This is a genomic window from Pseudonocardia nigra, from assembly GCF_019396355.1.
In the GTDB taxonomy this organism is placed as follows: Bacteria; Actinomycetota; Actinomycetes; order Mycobacteriales; family Pseudonocardiaceae; genus Pseudonocardia; species Pseudonocardia nigra.
In genome coordinates this window covers 1-17,901 of the sequence record NZ_JAHKRK010000167.1, presented here as the reverse complement: position 1 = coordinate 17,901, position 17,901 = coordinate 1, and the positions used below count along the sequence as shown (strand labels likewise).

Annotated in this window: 19 protein-coding genes; 8 read left to right on the top strand and 11 right to left on the bottom strand. The window is 71.7% G+C overall.

Translation table 11 applies throughout. The features are described 5' to 3' along the window. Window positions 1–181: 181 nt before the first annotated feature. From KME75_RS29985 to KME75_RS29965, 5 genes are read right to left on the bottom strand one after another with little or no spacing between them, the layout of a single operon-like run. Window positions 182–484 carry a hypothetical protein gene (locus KME75_RS29985; protein ID WP_219418256.1) on the bottom strand — a complete coding sequence of 101 codons (303 nt, stop codon included), beginning with the start codon at window positions 482–484 and terminating at the stop codon, window positions 182–184. Further along, window positions 481–1,320: a RecB family exonuclease gene (locus KME75_RS29980; protein ID WP_219418255.1), complete on the bottom strand. Its 840-nt coding sequence runs from the start codon at window positions 1,318–1,320 to the stop codon at window positions 481–483. Before KME75_RS29980 ends, KME75_RS29985 begins: the two co-directional genes overlap by 4 nt. Window positions 1,321–1,354: 34 nt before the next feature. Next, window positions 1,355–2,227 carry a PHP domain-containing protein gene (locus tag KME75_RS29975; protein WP_219418253.1) on the bottom strand — a complete coding sequence of 291 codons (873 nt, stop codon included), beginning with the start codon at window positions 2,225–2,227 and terminating at the stop codon, window positions 1,355–1,357. Between the two features lie 18 nt (window positions 2,228–2,245). Beyond that, on the bottom strand, window positions 2,246–2,782 hold the full coding sequence (locus KME75_RS46200; protein WP_219418252.1) for a PH domain-containing protein: 537 nt from the start codon (window positions 2,780–2,782) through the stop codon (window positions 2,246–2,248). Between the two features lie 3 nt (window positions 2,783–2,785). Continuing rightward, complete coding sequence (locus KME75_RS29965; RefSeq protein ID WP_219418251.1) at window positions 2,786–2,944, bottom strand: hypothetical protein; 159 nt, start codon at window positions 2,942–2,944, stop codon at window positions 2,786–2,788. A 103-nt stretch (window positions 2,945–3,047) separates the two neighbouring features. Here KME75_RS29965 and KME75_RS29960 point away from each other — a divergent pair, with 103 nt between their 5' ends. Beyond that, window positions 3,048–3,446 (top strand): NUDIX hydrolase, encoded by a 399-nt coding sequence (locus KME75_RS29960; RefSeq protein ID WP_219418250.1) that lies wholly within the window; start codon window positions 3,048–3,050, stop codon window positions 3,444–3,446. Window positions 3,447–3,490: 44 nt separating this feature from the next. Here the strand turns inward: KME75_RS29960 and KME75_RS29955 are convergent, their stop codons facing one another. Then, on the bottom strand, window positions 3,491–3,994 hold the full coding sequence (locus KME75_RS29955; RefSeq protein ID WP_219418249.1) for a MaoC family dehydratase: 504 nt from the start codon (window positions 3,992–3,994) through the stop codon (window positions 3,491–3,493). Between the two features lie 309 nt (window positions 3,995–4,303). Here KME75_RS29955 and corA point away from each other — a divergent pair, with 309 nt between their 5' ends. Then, entirely contained in the window at window positions 4,304–5,353 is a 1,050-nt protein-coding gene (gene corA, locus KME75_RS29950) for a magnesium/cobalt transporter CorA (RefSeq protein WP_246633115.1), read from the top strand. Between the two features lie 43 nt (window positions 5,354–5,396). Then, the gene (locus KME75_RS29945; protein ID WP_308283226.1) at window positions 5,397–6,401 is read left to right on the top strand and encodes a DUF5914 domain-containing protein; all 1,005 of its coding nucleotides are present in this window, start codon (window positions 5,397–5,399) and stop codon (window positions 6,399–6,401) included. Here the strand turns inward: KME75_RS29945 and KME75_RS29940 are convergent. Both KME75_RS29940 and KME75_RS29935 read right to left on the bottom strand, forming a co-directional pair. Beyond that, window positions 6,362–7,246: a DMT family transporter gene (locus tag KME75_RS29940; protein ID WP_219418247.1), complete on the bottom strand. Its 885-nt coding sequence runs from the start codon at window positions 7,244–7,246 to the stop codon at window positions 6,362–6,364. The genes KME75_RS29945 and KME75_RS29940 overlap by 40 nt on opposite strands. A gap of 283 nt (window positions 7,247–7,529) precedes the next feature. After that, window positions 7,530–7,814, bottom strand: coding sequence for a hypothetical protein (locus KME75_RS29935; protein ID WP_219418246.1), 285 nt, complete (start codon window positions 7,812–7,814; stop codon window positions 7,530–7,532). A 207-nt stretch (window positions 7,815–8,021) separates the two neighbouring features. Here KME75_RS29935 and KME75_RS29930 point away from each other — a divergent pair, with 207 nt between their 5' ends. Beyond that, window positions 8,022–9,065, top strand: a complete 1,044-nt coding sequence (locus tag KME75_RS29930) for an endo-1,4-beta-xylanase (protein ID WP_308283225.1) — start codon at window positions 8,022–8,024, stop codon at window positions 9,063–9,065. Window positions 9,066–9,204: 139 nt separating this feature from the next. On the opposite strand, the gene KME75_RS29925 is transcribed toward KME75_RS29930, so the two are convergent. Genes KME75_RS29925 through KME75_RS29915 form a run of 3 tightly spaced genes read right to left on the bottom strand, consistent with a single transcriptional unit; the run spans window position 9,205 to window position 12,466 of the window. Next, window positions 9,205–10,083 carry a carbohydrate ABC transporter permease gene (locus KME75_RS29925; protein ID WP_219418245.1) on the bottom strand — a complete coding sequence of 293 codons (879 nt, stop codon included), beginning with the start codon at window positions 10,081–10,083 and terminating at the stop codon, window positions 9,205–9,207. Then, on the bottom strand, window positions 10,083–11,081 hold the full coding sequence (locus tag KME75_RS29920) for a carbohydrate ABC transporter permease (RefSeq protein ID WP_219418244.1): 999 nt from the start codon (window positions 11,079–11,081) through the stop codon (window positions 10,083–10,085). Before KME75_RS29920 ends, KME75_RS29925 begins: the two co-directional genes overlap by 1 nt. After that, window positions 11,078–12,466: an ABC transporter substrate-binding protein gene (locus tag KME75_RS29915; protein WP_219418243.1), complete on the bottom strand. Its 1,389-nt coding sequence runs from the start codon at window positions 12,464–12,466 to the stop codon at window positions 11,078–11,080. The genes KME75_RS29920 and KME75_RS29915 overlap by 4 nt, the downstream gene beginning before the upstream one ends. Before the next feature lie 257 nt (window positions 12,467–12,723). Between KME75_RS29915 and KME75_RS29910 the strand changes: the two genes are divergently transcribed. From KME75_RS29910 to KME75_RS29895, 4 genes are all read left to right on the top strand, one after another. Further along, window positions 12,724–14,433, top strand: coding sequence for an HNH endonuclease signature motif containing protein (locus KME75_RS29910; protein WP_219418242.1), 1,710 nt, complete (start codon window positions 12,724–12,726; stop codon window positions 14,431–14,433). A 181-nt stretch (window positions 14,434–14,614) separates the two neighbouring features. Then, complete coding sequence (locus KME75_RS29905; protein WP_308283224.1) at window positions 14,615–15,700, top strand: spore photoproduct lyase family protein; 1,086 nt, start codon at window positions 14,615–14,617, stop codon at window positions 15,698–15,700. Between the two features lie 75 nt (window positions 15,701–15,775). Continuing rightward, complete coding sequence (locus KME75_RS29900) at window positions 15,776–16,147, top strand: hypothetical protein (protein ID WP_219418241.1); 372 nt, start codon at window positions 15,776–15,778, stop codon at window positions 16,145–16,147. Then, the gene (locus KME75_RS29895; protein ID WP_219418240.1) at window positions 16,144–17,781 is read left to right on the top strand and encodes an ABC-F family ATP-binding cassette domain-containing protein; all 1,638 of its coding nucleotides are present in this window, start codon (window positions 16,144–16,146) and stop codon (window positions 17,779–17,781) included. The genes KME75_RS29900 and KME75_RS29895 overlap by 4 nt, the downstream gene beginning before the upstream one ends. Window positions 17,782–17,901: the final 120 nt, after the last annotated feature.

The following is a 17,901-nucleotide window of genomic DNA, read 5'->3' as shown; positions in this document are numbered from 1 at the left end:
CTTCCTCCGCCGCCACGACAGCCCCGACCGTCGCCGCGACCGCCACCTCAAGGCACTCCAAGACCTCGGATACGAGGTCACACTCGCCAAGGCCTCATAGGCTGCGGTCGATTCTCCTGACAGCCACGTTCATGCCACGACGTTGCGTGAAAGTGGCTTTGCTGCAAGGCCGGAGACCGGACTAGACGAACCAGAGGGCTGCCAGCACCCCGGCACTGATCGCGAGGACCGCGCCGGCTGCCGCCGCACTCTGCACCCCCGCCCGTCGATCGGCGTACCACTGGGCAGGCACGGCAACTGCCGCCGCCAGCACGTGCCAGACGAGCCGCGCCGTCCCGGGGCCGGGCGCCCCCGTGCGACCCGCGACGAACGCCGCCACGACCAACGCCAGCGCCAGCGCGACGAGCCCGCCCGCGAGCACCCCGGACAGCCCGCGCAGGCCACTGCCGACGCGCGTCGGCCCGCCCCGTCCGCGCGTCGTCATGGCGCGAGCAGATCCCACGGGTTGCGCGGCGGCGCGGCCGCGCGGCCCTCGGGACAGTTGCGGCGCATCTCGCAGCCGCCGCAGCGCGGCGCGGGCCGCGGCGGGAACAACTCGTCGGTGTCGCCACCGGTCTCGAGCTCGTCGGCGGCGGCCGCCAGCTCGGTCGCCGCCTCCTCGGCCAGCCGCACGTGCTCGTCCAGGGAGCCGCGGTCGTGGCGCCACGCGAGCACCTCACCGCTCGGCAGGTGGTGCAGCTCCACCTGCACGCACGGGCGACGCAGCGTGCGCTCCGTCGCCACCGCGTAGAGCGCGAGGGCCTGCGACGCCTGCGCGTCCGCCTCGGTGGGCGCCCGTCGCCCGGTCTTGTAGTCCACGATCACGAGCTCGGCCCCGCGGCGGTCGATCCGGTCCACGCGGCCCTCGGCCACGATCCGGTCGGTCGCGACCGAGACCCACTGCTCCAGGCCCACGGCCTCGGCGTCGGGCGTCAGCTCAGCGGCGTAGTCGGCGACCCACCCACGGGCCCGTTCGCGGTACTCGGCGGCCTGCGCCGCGTCGCGGAACCCCTCGCTCGTCCAGTGCCGGTCCACCAGCGCGGCGGCCGCGCGCGGCGTGCGTTCGGCAGGCGGGAGGTCGAACAGCGCCCGCAGCGCGAGGTGCACGACCGCGCCGAGCGTGCTGTGGGCCCACGCTCCGCCGCGCGGCGGCGCCGGGCGGTCGAGGTAGGTCATCCGGTAGCGGCGGGGGCAGTCGGACCATGTCGCGAGCTTCGAAGGGGTCACCTTGACCAGACGGGTGGTCGCGAAGTCGAACCCGAGCTGTGCACCACCGTTCACCGGGAGCACCGTAACCCGCGCCCTCGGTGACCGATCAGCCGGTGAGGACCTCGGCACCGGTGGCCCGCGCCACCAGCGCCTCGAGGGCGTCCTCGCCCGTGGTCTCGGCGGCGATGGGGGTGGTCTTGTTGGTGCCGTGGTAGTCGCTGGAGCCGGTGGCGACCAGGCCGAGGTCGGCGGCCAGGCCGCGCAGCAGCTTCCGGTCCTCCGGGCCGTGGTCGGGATGGTCCACCTCGACGCCGGTGAGCCCGGCCGCCGCGAGATCGACGAGCACCGACGGCTCCACCACGCGACCGCGCCTGCGGGCCAGCGGGTGCGCGAACACCGCGACGCCACCCGCGGCGCGCACCATCGCGATCGCGGTGTCGACGGGCGTGTCCGCCTTCGGCACGTAGTACGGGCTGCCGGTGTAGAGCAGCTTCGCGAACGCCTCGTTCACCGACTCGACCACGCCCGCCGCGACGAGCGCCCTCGCCAGGTGTGGCCGCCCGGCGCTCGCCCCGTCGGGGAGCAGCGCGAACACCGTCTCGACGTCCACCGGGTAGCCGTCGGCGGCCATCTTCTCGGTCATCCGGTGCAGGCGCTGGACGCGCTCGGTGCGCAGCCGCAGCTGCTCGGCGACGATCGCGGGGTGCTCCGGGTCGAACAGGTAGCCCAGCAGGTGCACCGACACGTCCGGATCGGCGCGGCCGGTGGGACCGGCACAGGAGAACTCGGCCCCGCGGATCAGCCTCATCCCCGGTCGCAGTGCCGCCGCAGCCTCGTCCCACCCGGCGGTCGTGTCGTGGTCGGTGATCGCGAGCACGTCGACCCCGGAAGCGGCCGCGTGCGCGACGAGCTCCGCGGGCCGGTCGGTGCCGTCCGATGCCGTGGAGTGGGTGTGCAGGTCGATGCGGGCGCGGGGCACACCTGAGGCTAACCGGCGCTAACGCCGCCAGCGGGGACGGGCCAGCAGGCCCGTGGCGCGCGTCTTGCCCTTCTCCCCGAACACCAGCTCGGAGAGCGCCTCGTAGACCTCCTCGGGCCGAGGCAGGTAGCTGATCTTGTTGAGGGCCTGGATCTGACCGGCCGACTCCACGATCAACGTGCCGTAGCCCAGGAGCCTGCCGCCGAGGCTGCGCCGGAACGTGAGGTCGGTGACCTTGCTCAGCGGCATCATGCCCACGTTGTGGGTGATGATCCCCTCGGCGAGCATCACGCGCTTGTCGGTGATCACGATGCGCTCGATCCACCACAGGATCGTGAGCACGGTGAACCGCAGTGTGGCCACGAGCCCGAGGTAGAAGGCGATGTTGTCGACGAGGACGCTGTCGGGCAGGAACCGCTCCAGCAGCACGAGCGCGAGCAGGAACAGCGCCGTCTGCGTGAGGGGCGTGATCAGGACGGCCCAGTGCTGGCGCACCCTGATGACCCGACGCTCGGTCGGTAGGAGGTACTCGTCGATCTCGCGGGGGGCGAGCACGGCTTACACGAGTTGAGTGAAGAAGCTGGTGATGGACTCGGCGGCGTCACGCAGGGTGGCCCCGATGTTCTGCACCGAGTTGGCCGCGCCATCGGGCTGAGTGATCACGAAGAAGATGAGCAACGCGATCGCGAGCAGCCCAACGATCTTCTTGACGTTCACCACAACCACCGTTCTGAGCCGGAGGACGACCTCTCAGTAGTAGTTTGTACCGCACCTGTGAGCCCTGCGGAATCCGGCACGCGGGCGCGTATCGTGATCTGCGATGACCGAGGGTGATGCGGCTGTCCCCTGTGTGGGGGGCCTCGCCTACGACTCGAACGGCCGGCTGCTGCTCGTCCAACGGGCCAACGAGCCTGGTCGCGGGCGGTGGGCGCTGCCCGGTGGCAGGGTCGAGGCAGGCGAGGACGACGATGCCGCGTTGGTCCGGGAGATGACCGAGGAGACCGGCCTCGTCATCCGAACGGGTGCTCTTGTCGGGCGGGTACGCCGCGGCGCCTACGACATCGCCGACTACCACTGCACCGTGCTCGGCGGCGAACTGCGGGCGGGCGACGACGCGCTCGACGCCCGCTGGTGCGACGCGGCGGAGCTCGCCGCACTCCCGCTGGTCGACCGGCTCGCCGAGACCCTCGCCGGCTGGGACGCGCTGCCGCGCCCGTGAGTGCAGAACGTCGTCCTGGCGACGTTCTGCACTCACGACCGGCGTCAGCCCTGTGGTTCGGGGCGGCCGGGCTGCTCGCCGCCCCGCGCCTCGCCGTACGAGCGCTTCGGCACCATCACCTTCCGCCGGAACGTGCAGACGACCGTGCCGTCCTGCTTGTAGCCCCGGGTCTCGACGTACACGACGCCACGGTCGTCCTTCGACTTCGACTCGGTCTTGTCCAGCACCTCGGTCTCGCCGTAGATGGTGTCGCCGTGGAACGTCGGCTTGGTGTGCTTGAGCGACTCCACCTCGAGGTTCGCGATCGCCTTGCCCGACACGTCAGGCACGGACATGCCCAGCAGGAGCGAGTAGATGTAGTTGCCCACCACCACGTTCCGCTTGAACTCGGTGGTCTCCTCCGCGTAGTTGGCGTCCATGTGCAGCGGGTGGTGGTTCATCGTGAGCAGGCAGAACAGGTGGTCGTCGTACTCGGTGACCGTCTTCCCCGGCCAGTGCTTGTAGACCGCTCCGACCTCGAACTCCTCGAAGTACCGCCCGAACTGCAACGTCGTCGCCTCCCTCGCCGATAACCCCAGTTGGTGGGGGTAATCTAGATCCTGGTTCCGTGATCGAGCCCGCCTGACGGCTGAGGCCCTGCACACAGCGAGGAGGTGGGCGCGGTGCAGAAGACACCCGGTTGCAGTAGTCGCCGCGTCCCCGACACGGCGACCATCTGACGGTCTCCCCGGTCGGGACGCGAGCTCCACGCCGCGCGACGAGCCGCACTCGGCGCGCGTCCCGAAATCCTTCCGAGGAGGTACGTCGTGCCGCCGCTGTCCGCCTTCCGGCCTGCCATCCGGGCCGCAGGAACCCGCCTGTCCCCCAAGACCGCCCACCCGTTGCGGCCGAAGCTGCGCGTGCCCGTCTCGGCCTACGTCGTGGACTGCGCCGTGTACGTCGACGGCAGGCGGCTGCCCGGCCGGTGGACCCACGAGCGCGCCCTCGCCGAGGTCCGCCGCCGCGACGAGGGCTTCGTCTGGATCGGGTTGCACGAGCCCGACGCCGAGCAGATCACGGGCGTCGCCGACGTCTTCGGGCTGCACGAGCTGGCCGTCGAGGATGCGGTGCACGCCCACCAGCGCCCCAAGCTCGAGCGCTACGACGACATGCTGTTCATGGTGCTCAAGACGCTCTGTTACGTCGGGCACGCCCGTCCCACGGCGGCGAACGAGATCGTCGAGACGGGCGAGGTCATGGCGTTCGTCGGGCCCGACTTCATCGTCACCGTGCGCCACGGCGAGCACTCCTCGCTGCAGGAGGTGCGGCGCCGGCTGGAGGCCGACCCCGAGCAGCTCGCGCTCGGCCCGGCCGCGGTCCTGCACGCCATCGCCGACCACGTCGTCGACACCTACCTCGCCGTCACCTCGGCGATCGAGGACGACATCGACGAGATGGAGGCGCAGGTCTTCACCCCGCGCTCCACGATGGACGCCGAGCAGATCTACGTGATGAAGCGCGAGGTGCTGGAGCTGCGGCGCGCCGTCGTGCCGCTCGGGCCGCCGCTGCGCAAGCTCACCGAGGGTTACAGCTCGCTGGTGCCGCACGACGTGCGCTCGTACTTCCGCGACGTCGACGACCACCTCGTCACCGTCACGGAGCGGGTCGCGGGCTTCAACGAGCTGCTCACCACCCTCGTCGACGCCGCGCTCGCGAAGATCACGATGCGGCAGAACAGCGACATGCGGAAGATCAGTGCGTACGTCGCGCTCATCTCCGTCCCCACGATGATCGCCGGCATCTACGGGATGAACTTCGACCACATGCCGGAGCTGCACTGGCAGTTCGGCTACCCGATGGTGCTGCTCGCGATCGTGGGGATCTGGGTGGTGCTGTTCCGGGTGTTCCGCCGCAACGACTGGCTCTGAGTCCGGCTCGCCGGTCCCTGCCGGCGGTCATAGCCTGGGCGCCGTGAACGAGCGCCGCCCGATCAACCCGCTGCGCCTGCTGCGCCGTCCCGCGTGGGCCGACCAGGAACCCACCTGGGCCGACGCGAAGCCCGGCCTGATCCGGGCCGCGCTGGACCGCGCGCAGGCGCGCCCGTCCGGGGGCTGGTTCGTGCTCGCCGGGAGCCGCGAGATCCGCCCGGGTCGGGCGTTCGGCCGCGTCGTCGCGGGCCGGGAGCTCGTGGCGTGGCGCGACGACGCCGGCACGCTGCACGTCGGTCCGGGCGCCTGCCCGCACCTGGGCGCCGCGCTCTGCGACGCCCCGGTGCACGAGGGCAGGTTGGTGTGCCGGTGGCACGGGCTCGCGCTGGGTGGCGAGGGCCGCCCGGGGTGGCGGACCCTGCCCGCGCACGACGACGGCGTGCTGGCGTGGGTGCGGCTCGACGACCTCGCCGACGGCGAGCCCACCGCCGCGCCCGTGCTCGGCCCGCGCCCACCCGCCGAGCGCAGCGTCGATGCCGTCGCCACCGTGATCGGCCGGTGCGAGCCGGCCGACGTCCTCGCCAACCGGCTCGACCCCTGGCACGGCGCCTGGTTCCACCCGTACTCGTTCAGTGCGCTGCGGGTCCTCAGCGCCCCGCCGATCGACTGCCCGCCGGCCGAGGACCGTTTCCTCGTCAAGGTCACGTTCACGGTCGGCAAGCGCCTCGGCGTGCCCGTGCACGCGGCGTTCACCTGCCCGGACCCGCGCACGGTCACGATGGAGATCGTCGACGGCGAGGGCACCGGCTCGGTCGTCGAGACGCACGCGACGCCACTGCGGCCGGGCCCGGACGGCCTGCCCCGCACCGCCGTCATCGAGGCGGTGGTGGCGCACTCCGACCGTCCGGGCTTCGTCCACACCCGGCGCGTCGCCGCCGCGCTGCGGCCGCTGATGGCCGTGACGGCCCGGCGGCTCTGGCGCGACGACATCGCCTACGCCGAGCGCCGCTACGAGCTGCGCGCGCGGCGCTCCGAGTCGCGGTCCTGACCGCTGCGCCCGGCGAGCACCACCGCGACGCCGAGGAGCACCGCCCCCGCGATCCCCGCGAGCCCCAGCCGGTCGCCGAGCAGCACCGCGGCGAGCACGGCCGCGGTGAGCGGCTCCAGCAGCGCCATCACCGTGCCCACCCCGGCGGAGGCGCTGCGCAGGCCGCGGAAGTAGCAGGTGTAGGCCAGCGCGGTCGGGACCGTGCCGAACGCGACGAGCAGGCCGAGGGTGCGCAGGTCGGGCGTGAAGGCGAGACCGGACGTGCCGACGGCCAGCGGCACGAGCAGCGCTCCGCCGAGGACGAACGCGAAGCCCGTGGTGGTGGCCGCGGCGAGACCGGGTACCGGCCGGGTCGCGAGTAGCGTCATCGCGGCGAACCCGCCGCCCGCCAGCACGGCGATCACCGCCCCAGCCAGCACCGCGCCGGCGCCGGGACCCTCGGCGGGCAGTCCGACGAGCAGCGCGAGCCCGGCCAGCGCTGCGGCGATCGCCACGACCTGGCGCCGATCGGCGTTCCGCCACCGCACGAGGAGCACGATCACGGGCGCCGTGTCGTGCAGTCGGCGGAGCAGCGCGCCTACCTGGTGGATGCCGTCCGGGGTCCACGCCCGAGGGTGCTGGATGGCGCCCTCGACGAAGGTGAGGACCTCGTTGCCATCGGGATCGAACCCGCTGTCGACGACCCGGGGACTTCCGGTGAACCCGACGTCCTCCAGGTGCCGGAGCAGGGCATGGACGGTAGGGGTCCACGGGCCGGCCGCCCGGCGGACGGTTCCGCCGATCCGAGATGTGTTGCTGGGTCCGCCTTCTGCCGCGAGCGGAGTCGACGGAGTGGAGCTGGACATGGAGGAACTCCTCGATGGTGGGAGATCCGGTGCGCAGGAGCGGCACCGGCTGGCGACCGCGGCAGGTGCCGCGGTTGCGCGCTCGTCGAGGAGGTCTGTCGTTCGCGGTCAGTCGGCCGCGGCGGGCTCCCGACGAGCGGTGGCCGGAACCATCGAGGCAGTACGCATGAACATCTCCTCCTGCCGGCAGTGGGCGCGGTCGACCATAGGGATCGCGCCGTGAGCGTGTCGATCCGAATTCCCGGTCGAGCACCACGGATGGGGGCGCCGGACGTTCCGCGAACTACATCGGGATCAGCTCGAACGCCGTCGCCAGCCGGGCGCCGGGCAGCCGCTCGGCGTCGGCCTCGGCCATCTGCCGCAGGAAGGTCGCCGGGTCGGCCATCGGACCCGACAGCGCCGCGAGGTACTCCCGGTGCGCCGCGACCGAGGCGACGCCGCGGTCGAACACCTCGCTGATCTCAACAGCGTGGGAGTTCAGCGGTGACGCCGCGACGGCCACCCACCGCACCCCGCTCCACGGCTCGCCGAGCTCGGGGAACAGCCACCGGTTCGCCGCATCCCGCACGGCGTCGATCGCCGCGGCGCCGACGGCGACATCGGCCGCCCGGTTGCATCGAACGGCGGGGTCTTGACGGTGGACCTTCCGAGAATTTAGGTTCCCTCAGCCCGAAAACTTTACGGCTGTTTTCCGAAACTTTCTACATGCACCGTCGCCAGAGAAAGCAAGGGAGCTCATGAGCCGATCCGTCTCCTCACCGCCGCACTCGCCGCGGTGGCACTGGCCGCCCCGGTGGGCACGGCACTCGCCGCGCCGCCCGCCGACCACGTGCCGCCCGGTCAGGCCAAGAAGGACACCCTGCGTTGGGTGGCGCCCAACGGGTTCCACATCGGGACCGCGGTCGCGGGCGGCGGCCACCACGAGAGCCAGCCCTACCCCGACCCGTTCACCTCGGACACGCAGTACCGCGAGGTGCTGGCGGCGGAGTTCAGCTCGGTGTCCCCCGAGAACCAGATGAAGTGGGAGTACATCCACCCCGAGCGCGACCGGTACAACTTCGCCACCGCCGACGCGATCGTCGAGTTCGCCGAGGCCAACCGCCAGGTGGTTCGCGGGCACACGCTGCTGTGGCACAGCCAGAACCCGGCGTGGCTGGAGCAGGGCGACTTCACGCCCGACGAGCTGCGCACGATCCTGCGCGAGCACATCACCACCGTGGTGGGCCGTTACGCGGGCCGCATCCAGCAGTGGGACGTCGCCAACGAGATCTTCGACGAGTCGGGCGAGCTGCGGACCACGGACAACATCTGGATCCGCGAGCTCGGACCGGGCATCATCGCGGACGCGTTCCGGTGGGCCCACCAGGCCGACCCGAACGCGGAGCTGTTCTTCAACGACTATGGCGTCGAGGGCGTCAACGCCAAGAGCGACGCCTACTACGCGCTCGTGGAGCAGCTGCTCGCCGACGGTGTGCCGGTGCACGGGTTCTCCGCCCAGGCGCACCTGAGCACCCGGTACGGCTTCCCCGGCGACCTGGAGGCCAACCTGCGCCGCTTCGCCGACCTCGGCCTGGAGACGGCGATCACCGAGCTCGACGTGCGGATGGACCTGCCGGCGGACGGCAAGCCGACCGCCGCGCAGCTGGAGCAGCAGGCCGACTACTACCAGCAGGCCCTCACCGCCTGCTTGAACGTCGAGGGCTGCGACTCGTTCACGATCTGGGGCTTCACCGACAAGTACTCGTGGGTCCCGGTGTTCTTCGAGGGCGAGGGCGCGGCGACGGTCATGTGGGACGACTTCACCCGCAAGCCCGTCTAGGAGGCACTGCAGTGCACCCTCGCTGACGCGTCCCCCGGCAGGCCGGCCTGCCGGAACTAGCTCGCGCCCCCGTGCGAACGGCACTTTCGCGCGAACCTATTGAACAAAAGTGCCGTTCGCGCAGCGGCTCAGGCGCGGCTCAGCCCTTCTCGGCGCCCGCCGTGAGCCCTTCGGTGAGCAGCTTCTCGGTTGCGAAGAAGATCACGATGATCGGGATGGTGACGATGACCGACCCGGCCATCAGCACCGTGGTCGGGATCTCGATGCTGCCGGCCAGCTGGGAGAGCCCGAGCGAGACCGTCCACCGGTCCCGGGCCTCGACGAGGAACAGCAGCGCGAACAGGAACTCGTTCCACGCGATCATGAAGACGAACAGGGCGTTCGCCATGATGGCCGGCAGGGCCAGCGGAAGGCTGATCCGCCGCATGACACCCAGCCTGCTGCAGCCGTCGATCGCCGCGGCCTCCTCGAGGCTCACCGGCACCGTGTCGAAGTAGTTGCGCAGCATGTAGATCGACACGGCCACGACCTGCGAGACGTAGACGATGAGCAGCCCGACGAGCGAGCCGCGCAGCCCGATCTGGGTGAAGAAGACGAAGAGCGGGACCGCGAGCAGGATCGCGGGGAACAGGTAGACGGCGAGGAACAGCACGCTGATCTGGCGCCTGCCGAAGAACTCCAGCCTGCTCACCGCGTAGGCGCCGGGCAGCGCGATCAGCAGCGTCAGCGCCACCGTGCCCAGCGCGACGAGCGCGCTGTTGCGCATGAACAGCAGGAAGCCCTGCCCCCCGGCGTCCGGGGACCTGAGCACGGCGGCGTAGCTGCCCAGGTCCAGCTCGGACAGCCCCACCCAGAGTGCGCCGGGGTCCTGCAGCACGCGGTCCAGCGGCCGGATCGACAGCAGCCCCATGTAGTAGAAGGGGAACAGCGTGACGATCAGCAGGCCGACGATCACGACCACGCGCAGCACCGCAAAGACGCGCGTCTCCACCGCGTCCCGGTTCCACCCGCCGGCCATCAGCTCTGCTCCTCGCGCGGCGCGAGCCGCCACAGGTACAGCCCGATGAACACGGCGAGGATCGCGGCGAGCACCAGAGCCTGGGCCGCGGCGCCGCCGATGTCGCCCCGCGCCGTGAGCGAGTTGAACACCGAGACGCTGATCACCTCGGTGCCCGCCCCACCCCCGGTGAGCAGGTAGATGTCGTCGAAGCTGTTGAACGTCCAGATGAACCGCAGCACCGCCAGCACCGCGATCGTGGGCAGCAGCTGCGGGAGCAGCACGTGTCGGAAGCGTTGCGTCGGCGTGGCCCCGTCCACCCGCGCGGCCTCCTCGAGGGTGGCGGGGACGGCCTGCAGCCGCGCGGTGAGGAACAGAAACGCGAACGGGAACGAGCGCCACGCCTCGAACACGATCACCGTGAGCAGCGCGGTGGGGACGCCGAAGGTCAGCCCGAGGACCGACACCTCGCTGCTGCGCTGGCTGAGGAACGCTACCGGCTGGTCCCAGCCCAGCAACCGGGTGCCCCAGTGGTTGGCCACGCCGAACTGGGGGTTGAGCATCGTGGACCAGGCGAAGGTCACCGCGACGATCGGGGCGACGTAGGGCAGCAGCATCGCCGCGCGCACGAGGCCGCGGCCGCGGAACTTCCGCCGCAGCGCCAGGGCGGCGACCAGGCCCACGACGATCGCGAACCCGGTGCCCAGCACCGAGTACGCCAGCGTCGTCCCCAGTGAGTCCCAGAAGCTCGACGAGGTGAAGACGTCCGCGAAGTTGCCGAGCGTGAGGTTGCCGAACAGCCCCGCGGTGCGCAGGTTGAGCAGCCGCAGCCGCTGGAAGGCCAGCAGCACCGTCCACAGGATGGGCAGGACCACCATCACCAGGACGATGACGAGCGTCGGCGAGATCAGCGCCAGCCCGGCGCGCGCGTCGGCCTGCTTCAGCGACCGTCCGCCCCGGCGGTCGCGGCGCTGCCCCGGGGCGCCGGTGCGCGCCGGGGCGACGGGCGCCGCACTCACCGCAGGGAGTCCTGGATCGCCCGCAGCGCCTCGGCGGCCTGGTTCGCGGCGGTCTGCGCATCGACGCCGCCACTGGTGACCGCCGCGACCGCGGCCGCGACCGGGAGCTCCCCGAGGGAGGCTCCGATCAGGTCGCCCTGCCCCTGCGTGATACCCCACCGCGAGAAGTTCTCCGGTCCGGTCTGCAGGGCCTGGAGCACCTCCGGGCCGTAGAACTGCTCGAGGGGACCCTCGGTGTCGACACCGACCGGCAGGGTCTCCCAGGTGTCGACGAACTCCGTGCTGCCCGGCGTCGGACCGGTGCGGGCCGGGAACTTGCCCTCGGGGGCGAAGGCCAGCCAGTCGATGTAGCCGTCGCTGAGCATGAACTGGACGAACTGCTGGGACGGCTCCGCCGCGGCGTCCGCGGTGATCGCCCAGGAGATGACCTCCCCGAACTGGGCGGGCTCGGTGCCGTCCGGCCCCTGCAGCGCGGTGACGACCCCGGTGTTCTCGGCCAGGAACGTGGGGTTGCCGACGCACTGCGGGCAGCTGGGCATCGCGTCGTTGCGGAGCCCCGCCAGCTCGTCGAGCAGGAACGTCGACCAGATGCTCATTGCTGACTGCCCGGCGAAGTAGGCCGCGCGGACGGTGTCGACGTCCTGCGCGCCGGGCACCGAGTAGTTCGTCATGAGGTCGCGGTAGAAGTCGAACGCCGCCACGCATTGCGGGCTGTCCATGGTGATCTCGCCGGCGTCGTTCACCATCTGACAGCCGTTGGCGAGCGCGATGTGGTCGAAGGTCTGCTGGGTGAACGCATCACCCGGTGCCGTGGCGCCCACGAAGCCGGCCATCTGGTCGCTGTCGAGGGCCTGCGCCGCGGCGAGGATGTCGCCGTAGGTAGCGGGCGCGGGCAGTCCGGCCTGGTCGAAGAGGTCCTTGCGGTAGTAGAGCAGCTGTGACCACGCCTCACTGGGCACGGCCAGCTGCTGGTCGCCCTCTCTGGTGAGCTCCAGTGCCCGCTGGTTCCACGTGTCGGCGCCGAGGGCGTCGATCACGGCGGCCGTGGTCTCGGTGTCCACGAGGTCGTTCGCGGCGAGCGTGCGCACCTGCGCGAGCGGGGTCGAGCCGATCACATCCGGCAGGTCGCCCGCCGCGGCCGCGGACGTCAGGACCTGGTTGAACTGGTCCTCCTCCACCCCGACGAGCTCGACCTGGATCCCGGTCTGCTCGGTGAACCGGGCGATGATCGCCTCGGTGGCCGCCACGCGGTCGGGAATCGTGTCGCCGGTCCAGACGGTGATGCTCTGGCCGTCACCGCCCTCGTCGGCGCCCCCACACGCTGACAGGGCCAGTGCGGCCGCGAGTCCCATGGCGATGCCGGTACGGCGGGTCATGTGCGTCATCGGCGTGCCTTCCCCTCGTCGGGTGGGCGGAACGACCGGCTCAGTGAACTCCTCGCGGCACTGATCCACAAGGCAGGGACCGGGCATCATGTGTTGCGATTGCGCGCAATGCGCAGACCGTTATGTGTTGAATATCGACAGGCGCGCGGCCATTTCCGGAAAACCGCTGGGCGCCCACCGGGGCCGTTCGCCGCAGCGGCGCCACCAGAGGTCCAACGACCTCGACAGCTGCAGGTCAGAGTAGTAGTATCAAACATATGTTCGAGCAGCCGATCGATGTTCCCTCCGTGGACGACGACTGGCTCGCGTCCCTGGACGCGCTCGACCAACCCGCCGACGAACTCTTCGGCGACCCGGGCGAGATCGTGTTCGTGCAGCTGCTGGAATCGCTGCCCGCCGCTGCGCTGGACCTGCCCGAGCCCACGGAGGACGGCGGTCCGGAGTGGCAGCCCGGGATGGACGCCGGGCCGGTGGCGGAGTACACGGTCGCGCGGATCCGCCCGTCCGGGCTGCTGGCACTGGACCTGGATTCCTCCACCGCCGACCCAGCCGTGATGTCCGACGCCGGGCTGATCGACGCCGTCATCGGGTTCGACCGCGTCGCCGCCTGGGCCCAGGCCCGGCAGGCCCGGCTGCTGGCCGAGTTCGCCCGCCGCCGCCCCGGTGACGCCCCCGACCTCGCCACCGCCGACACGGCATCGGGGTTGAGCCGCTACGCCCCCGACGAGGTCGGGCTCGCTCTGCACCTGTCCCGCGGCACCGCCAAGGCGCGGCTGGGTGAATCGGTGCGCCTCGACGCCGAACTCGCCGCAGCCCGGCAGGCGTGGGAGGACGGGCTGATCGACCAGCCGAAGGTCCGCGCCCTCGGCGACGCCACCCTCTACCTCACCCCGGAACACGCCAGGGTGGTGCAGGACCGGGTCCTCGACCGCGCCCCCACCCAAACCCTCGCCCAGTTCCGGGCCGCCCTGGCCCGCGCAGTGATCGCCGTCGACCCGGATGGCGCGAACAACCGCCACCGGGAAGCCCGCAAGGACCGCCGGGTCGTGATCGGCGACGAGAAGGACGGAATGGCCGCCCTGTGGGCGCTGCTGTCCGCACCGGACGCGCAGTCGGCCTACCAGTGGCTCACCCGCCTGGCCCGCGGCATGGGCACCGACGATGCACGGGGGATGGACGCCCGCCGCGCCGACCTGCTGGTCGCGCTGCTGACCGGACAGATCACCTACAGCCGCACCAGTCCCGAGTCCGACAGCGCCGAGTCCGACAGCGCCGATGCGGGAGACGCCGGCATCACGGAGCCCGCCGCAACCGAAACCTGCACCAGCACCAGCACCAGCACGTGGTCCGGACCGCCGCCGCGGCCGGTCACCCCGGGCAAACCGTTGATCCAGATCGTGATGCCGCACTCCACCCTGCTCGGGACGGATGACCAGCCGTGCGAGCTGGTCGGCTACGGTCCGATTCCCGCCGATCTGGCCCGCGAGATCGCCGCCGACAGCGTATGGCACCGGCTGGTCACCGACCCACTTTCCGGGGCGCTGCTCGACTACGGCCGAAAGACCTACAAGCCCCCGGCCGCGCTCGCCGACTTCGTCCGCGCCCGCGATGTCACCTGCCGCAGCCCCATCTGTCGCCGCCGCGCCCTCGACGCCGAACTCGACCACATCGTCCCGTTCCCCCACGGCCCCACCGCCGAGCCGAACCTGATGGACGGCTGCGTCCATCACCACAAGAACAAATACGCCACCGGCTGGCAGCTCACCGCCCACCCCGACGGCCGCATCGAGTGGATCACCCCCACCGGGCACAGCTACTGCAGCGAACCCCACGACTACCGGGCCGAGCCCGAGCCAGCCCGTCAGGCGGCACGACCGACCAGAGCCCCGGCATCCCGCCCGCACGTCGATCCCTGGAGCGCAGCGGGTACCGCCGACGGCTCCGATAGCGACCCGCCACCGTTCTGATCCAGTCCCGCGAGCAAGTCGGGATGATCGGCGGGCCGAACGCAGAGGTTTTGGGCTGTTGCGGTCCAAGAACGAGATCGCCCGGCTACCGCGCGCTCGAAGGGTGCAACCCCGCGCAGCACGGACCGGGCACTCTCGTTCGGGCCGGAATCACCGGGCGTGAAGAACTGTTGAAGCGGTTGTGCCGCTGACGCCGACCACCCCGACCGCCGCCCGGCTGCTCCAGGTCCGCACGATCTACGCCGAGCGGGAGGCCCGCGACTCCGACCGCGGCCGGCAGGTCGTCGCGCGCTTCCCGGACGCCGAGGTCGTCGAGGTCCCCTCGCACTGGCAGATCCCCGACCTGCACGGCAACGCGGGCAACGTCGACCGGTGGGTACGGGTCAAGACCGAGACGCTCGTGCTCGGGGGGAAGAAGTCGCTCTCGGCGCGCCCGAACGGGCGCTCGGCGGACTTCATCGCCCCCTCGACGGCCAACGGCTGCGCGATGGCGTGCTCCTACTGCTACGTCCCGCGGCGCAAGGGCTACGCCAACCCGATCACGGTGTTCACGAACATCGACAAGATCACCAAATACCTGCGCGGCCACGTGCGGCGCCAGGGCGTCAAGCCCGAGCCGGACCAGGTCGACCCGCACGCGTGGGTCTACGACATCGGCGAGAACAGCGACTGCTCGGTGGACGCGCTCGTCAGCGACAACATCGCCGACCTGGTCGCGACGTTCCGCGAGCTGCCCACCGCCAAGGCCAGCTTCGCCACCAAGTTCGTCAACCGGCAGCTGCTCGACCTCGACCCGCAGGGCCGCACGCGGATCCGGTTCTCGCTCATGCCCGAGAGCGACTCGAAGCTCCTCGACATCCGCACGAGCCCGATCGGCGAGCGGATCGCCGCCGTCGACGACTTCGTGGAGGCGGGGTACGAGGTGCACCTCAACCTCTCGCCGGTCGTCCTGCGCGACGGGTGGGAGCGCGACTGGGCCGAGCTGCTCGTCCGCCTCGACGACGAGCTCGGCTCCGCGTTCAAGCAGCAGGCCGCCGCCGAGATCATCCTGCTGACCCACAACCGCGACCTGCACGAGGTCAACCTCGGCTGGCACCCGAAGGCCGAGGACGTCCTGTGGCGCCCCGACCTGCAGCAGGCCAAGCGCTCGCAGAGCGGCATGTGGAACGTCCGCTACCGCAACGACCGCAAGCGCGAGGGCGTGCAGCGGCTGCAGGACCTCATCGCGGCGCACGCCCCGTGGCTGCGCGTGCGGTACGCGTTCTGAGCCGCGGGTAGGAAGACGCTGTGGTCGCTCGGGATCGGCGGGGGCCTGGGACCGGACGCGTCGTTCGCCCATGACGTGCCGGCCTGGCTCCCGGCGGTCCCGGCCGTGATCGGCGTCGGCATCTGCCTCGCGCTGGTGCACCCCACGGCGTTCGGACCGCCCCGCAGGCTGCTGCCGGCGGGCGGGCTGCCGGCACCGTCGGCCTGCCGTCGGGGTACGAGGGCATCCGCACCCCGCTCGAACACGGTCCCCTGCACGATGCTCGGCGGGATCCAGGCGTGGGTGTACTCGATGTTCTACCTGTCCTGGCTGCTCTGGGCCCCGGCCATCGGCGTCGCGACCTGGAACCACCAGCAACGGACCAGGGGCGTGTGCCGGGCGTGCGGGCGGGCCCGACCACGGCGGCCGACCCCGTGGTGGCGGGCAGTAGCGTGGACGTCGTCATGAGCGCGACCCTTCAGGCCACCGACCTCGCCGCAGGCCACGGCGCCCGCGTCCTGTTCTCCGGGCTCGACCTGATCGTCGCCCCCGGCGACGTCGTCGGGCTCGTCGGGGCGAACGGGGCGGGAAAGTCCACCCTCCTGCGGATGCTCGCGGGCGAGCTCGACCCGGAGAACGGGAAGGTCACCGTCAGCCCACCGGACGCCACGATCGGGCACCTGCCCCAGGAACCCGACCGCACGCCCGGTGAGACGGTGGCGGCATTCCTCGCCCGGCGCACCGGGGTGACCGCGGCCCAGGCGGCGATGGACGCGGCCGCCGAGGCACTGGGTGCCGGCGCCCCGGGCGCGGACGACACCTACGCGGCCGCCCTCGACCGCTGGCTCGCCCTCGGCGGCGCCGACCTGGACGAGCGCGCGGGCGAGGTGGCCGCCGAGGTGGGGCTGGGCGTCGACCTCGACACGGAGATGACCGCCCTGTCCGGCGGCCAGGCCGCGCGCGCCGGGCTCGCCGCGCTGCTGCTGTCGCGCTACGACGTGCTGCTGCTCGACGAACCCACCAACGACCTCGACCTCGACGGGCTGGAGCGCCTGGAGCGGTTCGTCACCGGGCTCCGCAGCGCGGCGGTGATCGTCAGCCATGATCGGGAGTTCCTCGCACGCACGGTGAACCGGGTCGTCGAGCTGGACCTCGCCCAGCAGCAGGTGGGCGTCTACGACGGCGGCTACGACAGCTACCTCGCCGAGCGGGAGGTGGCGCGGCGGCACGCGCGCGAGGCCTACGAGGAGTACGCCGACACCCTGGGCGGCCTCAAGGACCGCGCGCAGATGCAGCGCAACTGGATGGCCCAGGGCGTGCGCAACGCGCGCCGGAAGTCGACCGACAACGACAAGATCGGGCGCAAGTTCCGCGCCGAGGCCAGCGAGAAGCAGGCCGCGAAGGCACGCCAGACGCAGAAGATGATCGAGCGGCTCGACGTGGTGGAGGAGCCCCGCAAGGAGTGGGAGCTGCGGATGACGATCGCGGCGGCGCCGCGCTCCGGCGCGATCGTGGCGGCGCTGTCCGGGGCCGTGGTGCGCCGCGGGTCGTTCACCCTCGGCCCGGTCGACGCGCAGGTCCACTGGGCCGACCGCGTGGTGATCACCGGCGCGAACGGGTCGGGCAAGACCACCCTGCTCGGCGCGCTGCTCGGCCGGATCCCGCTGGACGAGGGCACCGGCGGGCTCGGGTCGGGGGTGCGGGTCGGGGAGATCGACCAGGCCCGTGGCCACTTCCTCGGCCCCGAACCGCTCGTGCGGACGTTCGGCAACGCGGTGCCCGACTGGGCCGAGTCGGAGGTGCGCACGCTCCTGGCGAAGTTCGGGCTCACCGCCGACCACGCCCCGCGCCCGGCCGCCTCCCTCTCCCCCGGCGAGCGCACCCGCGCGGCGCTGGCACTGCTGCAGGCCCGCGAGGTGAACCTGCTGGTGCTCGACGAGCCGACCAACCACCTCGACCTGCCCGCGATCGAGCAGCTGGAACAGGCCCTCGACGGCTTCCCCGGCACGGTCCTGCTGGTGACGCACGACCGGCGGATGCTCGGCACCGTCCGCACGACCCGCCACTGGACGGTGACGGCCGGGCGGCTGACGGAGCACTAGAGCGTGTCCCTTGGATCATGGGACGGGGTCGCGGAGCCAGATCCTGATCGAGGCGACGTCGATGGTTCCGCGGAACATGTAGTCGCGCTTGTCGTAGCGGGTGGCGACCGCGCGGTGGCC

What these genes read in the sequence shown, in the direction of transcription:
- KME75_RS29940 (WP_219418247.1), bottom strand. Translation starts at nt 7,246, where the DNA reads ATGTCCAGCTCCACTCCGTCGACTCCGCTCGCGGCAGAAGGCGGACCC.
- KME75_RS29895 (WP_219418240.1), top strand. Translation starts at nt 16,144, where the DNA reads ATGAGCGCGACCCTTCAGGCCACCGACCTCGCCGCAGGCCACGGCGCC.
- KME75_RS29910 (WP_219418242.1), top strand. Translation starts at nt 12,724, where the DNA reads ATGTTCGAGCAGCCGATCGATGTTCCCTCCGTGGACGACGACTGGCTC.
- KME75_RS29960 (WP_219418250.1), top strand. Translation starts at nt 3,048, where the DNA reads ATGACCGAGGGTGATGCGGCTGTCCCCTGTGTGGGGGGCCTCGCCTAC.
- KME75_RS29985 (WP_219418256.1), bottom strand. Translation starts at nt 484, where the DNA reads ATGACGACGCGCGGACGGGGCGGGCCGACGCGCGTCGGCAGTGGCCTG.
- KME75_RS29915 (WP_219418243.1), bottom strand. Translation starts at nt 12,466, where the DNA reads ATGACGCACATGACCCGCCGTACCGGCATCGCCATGGGACTCGCGGCC.
- KME75_RS29925 (WP_219418245.1), bottom strand. Translation starts at nt 10,083, where the DNA reads ATGGCCGGCGGGTGGAACCGGGACGCGGTGGAGACGCGCGTCTTTGCG.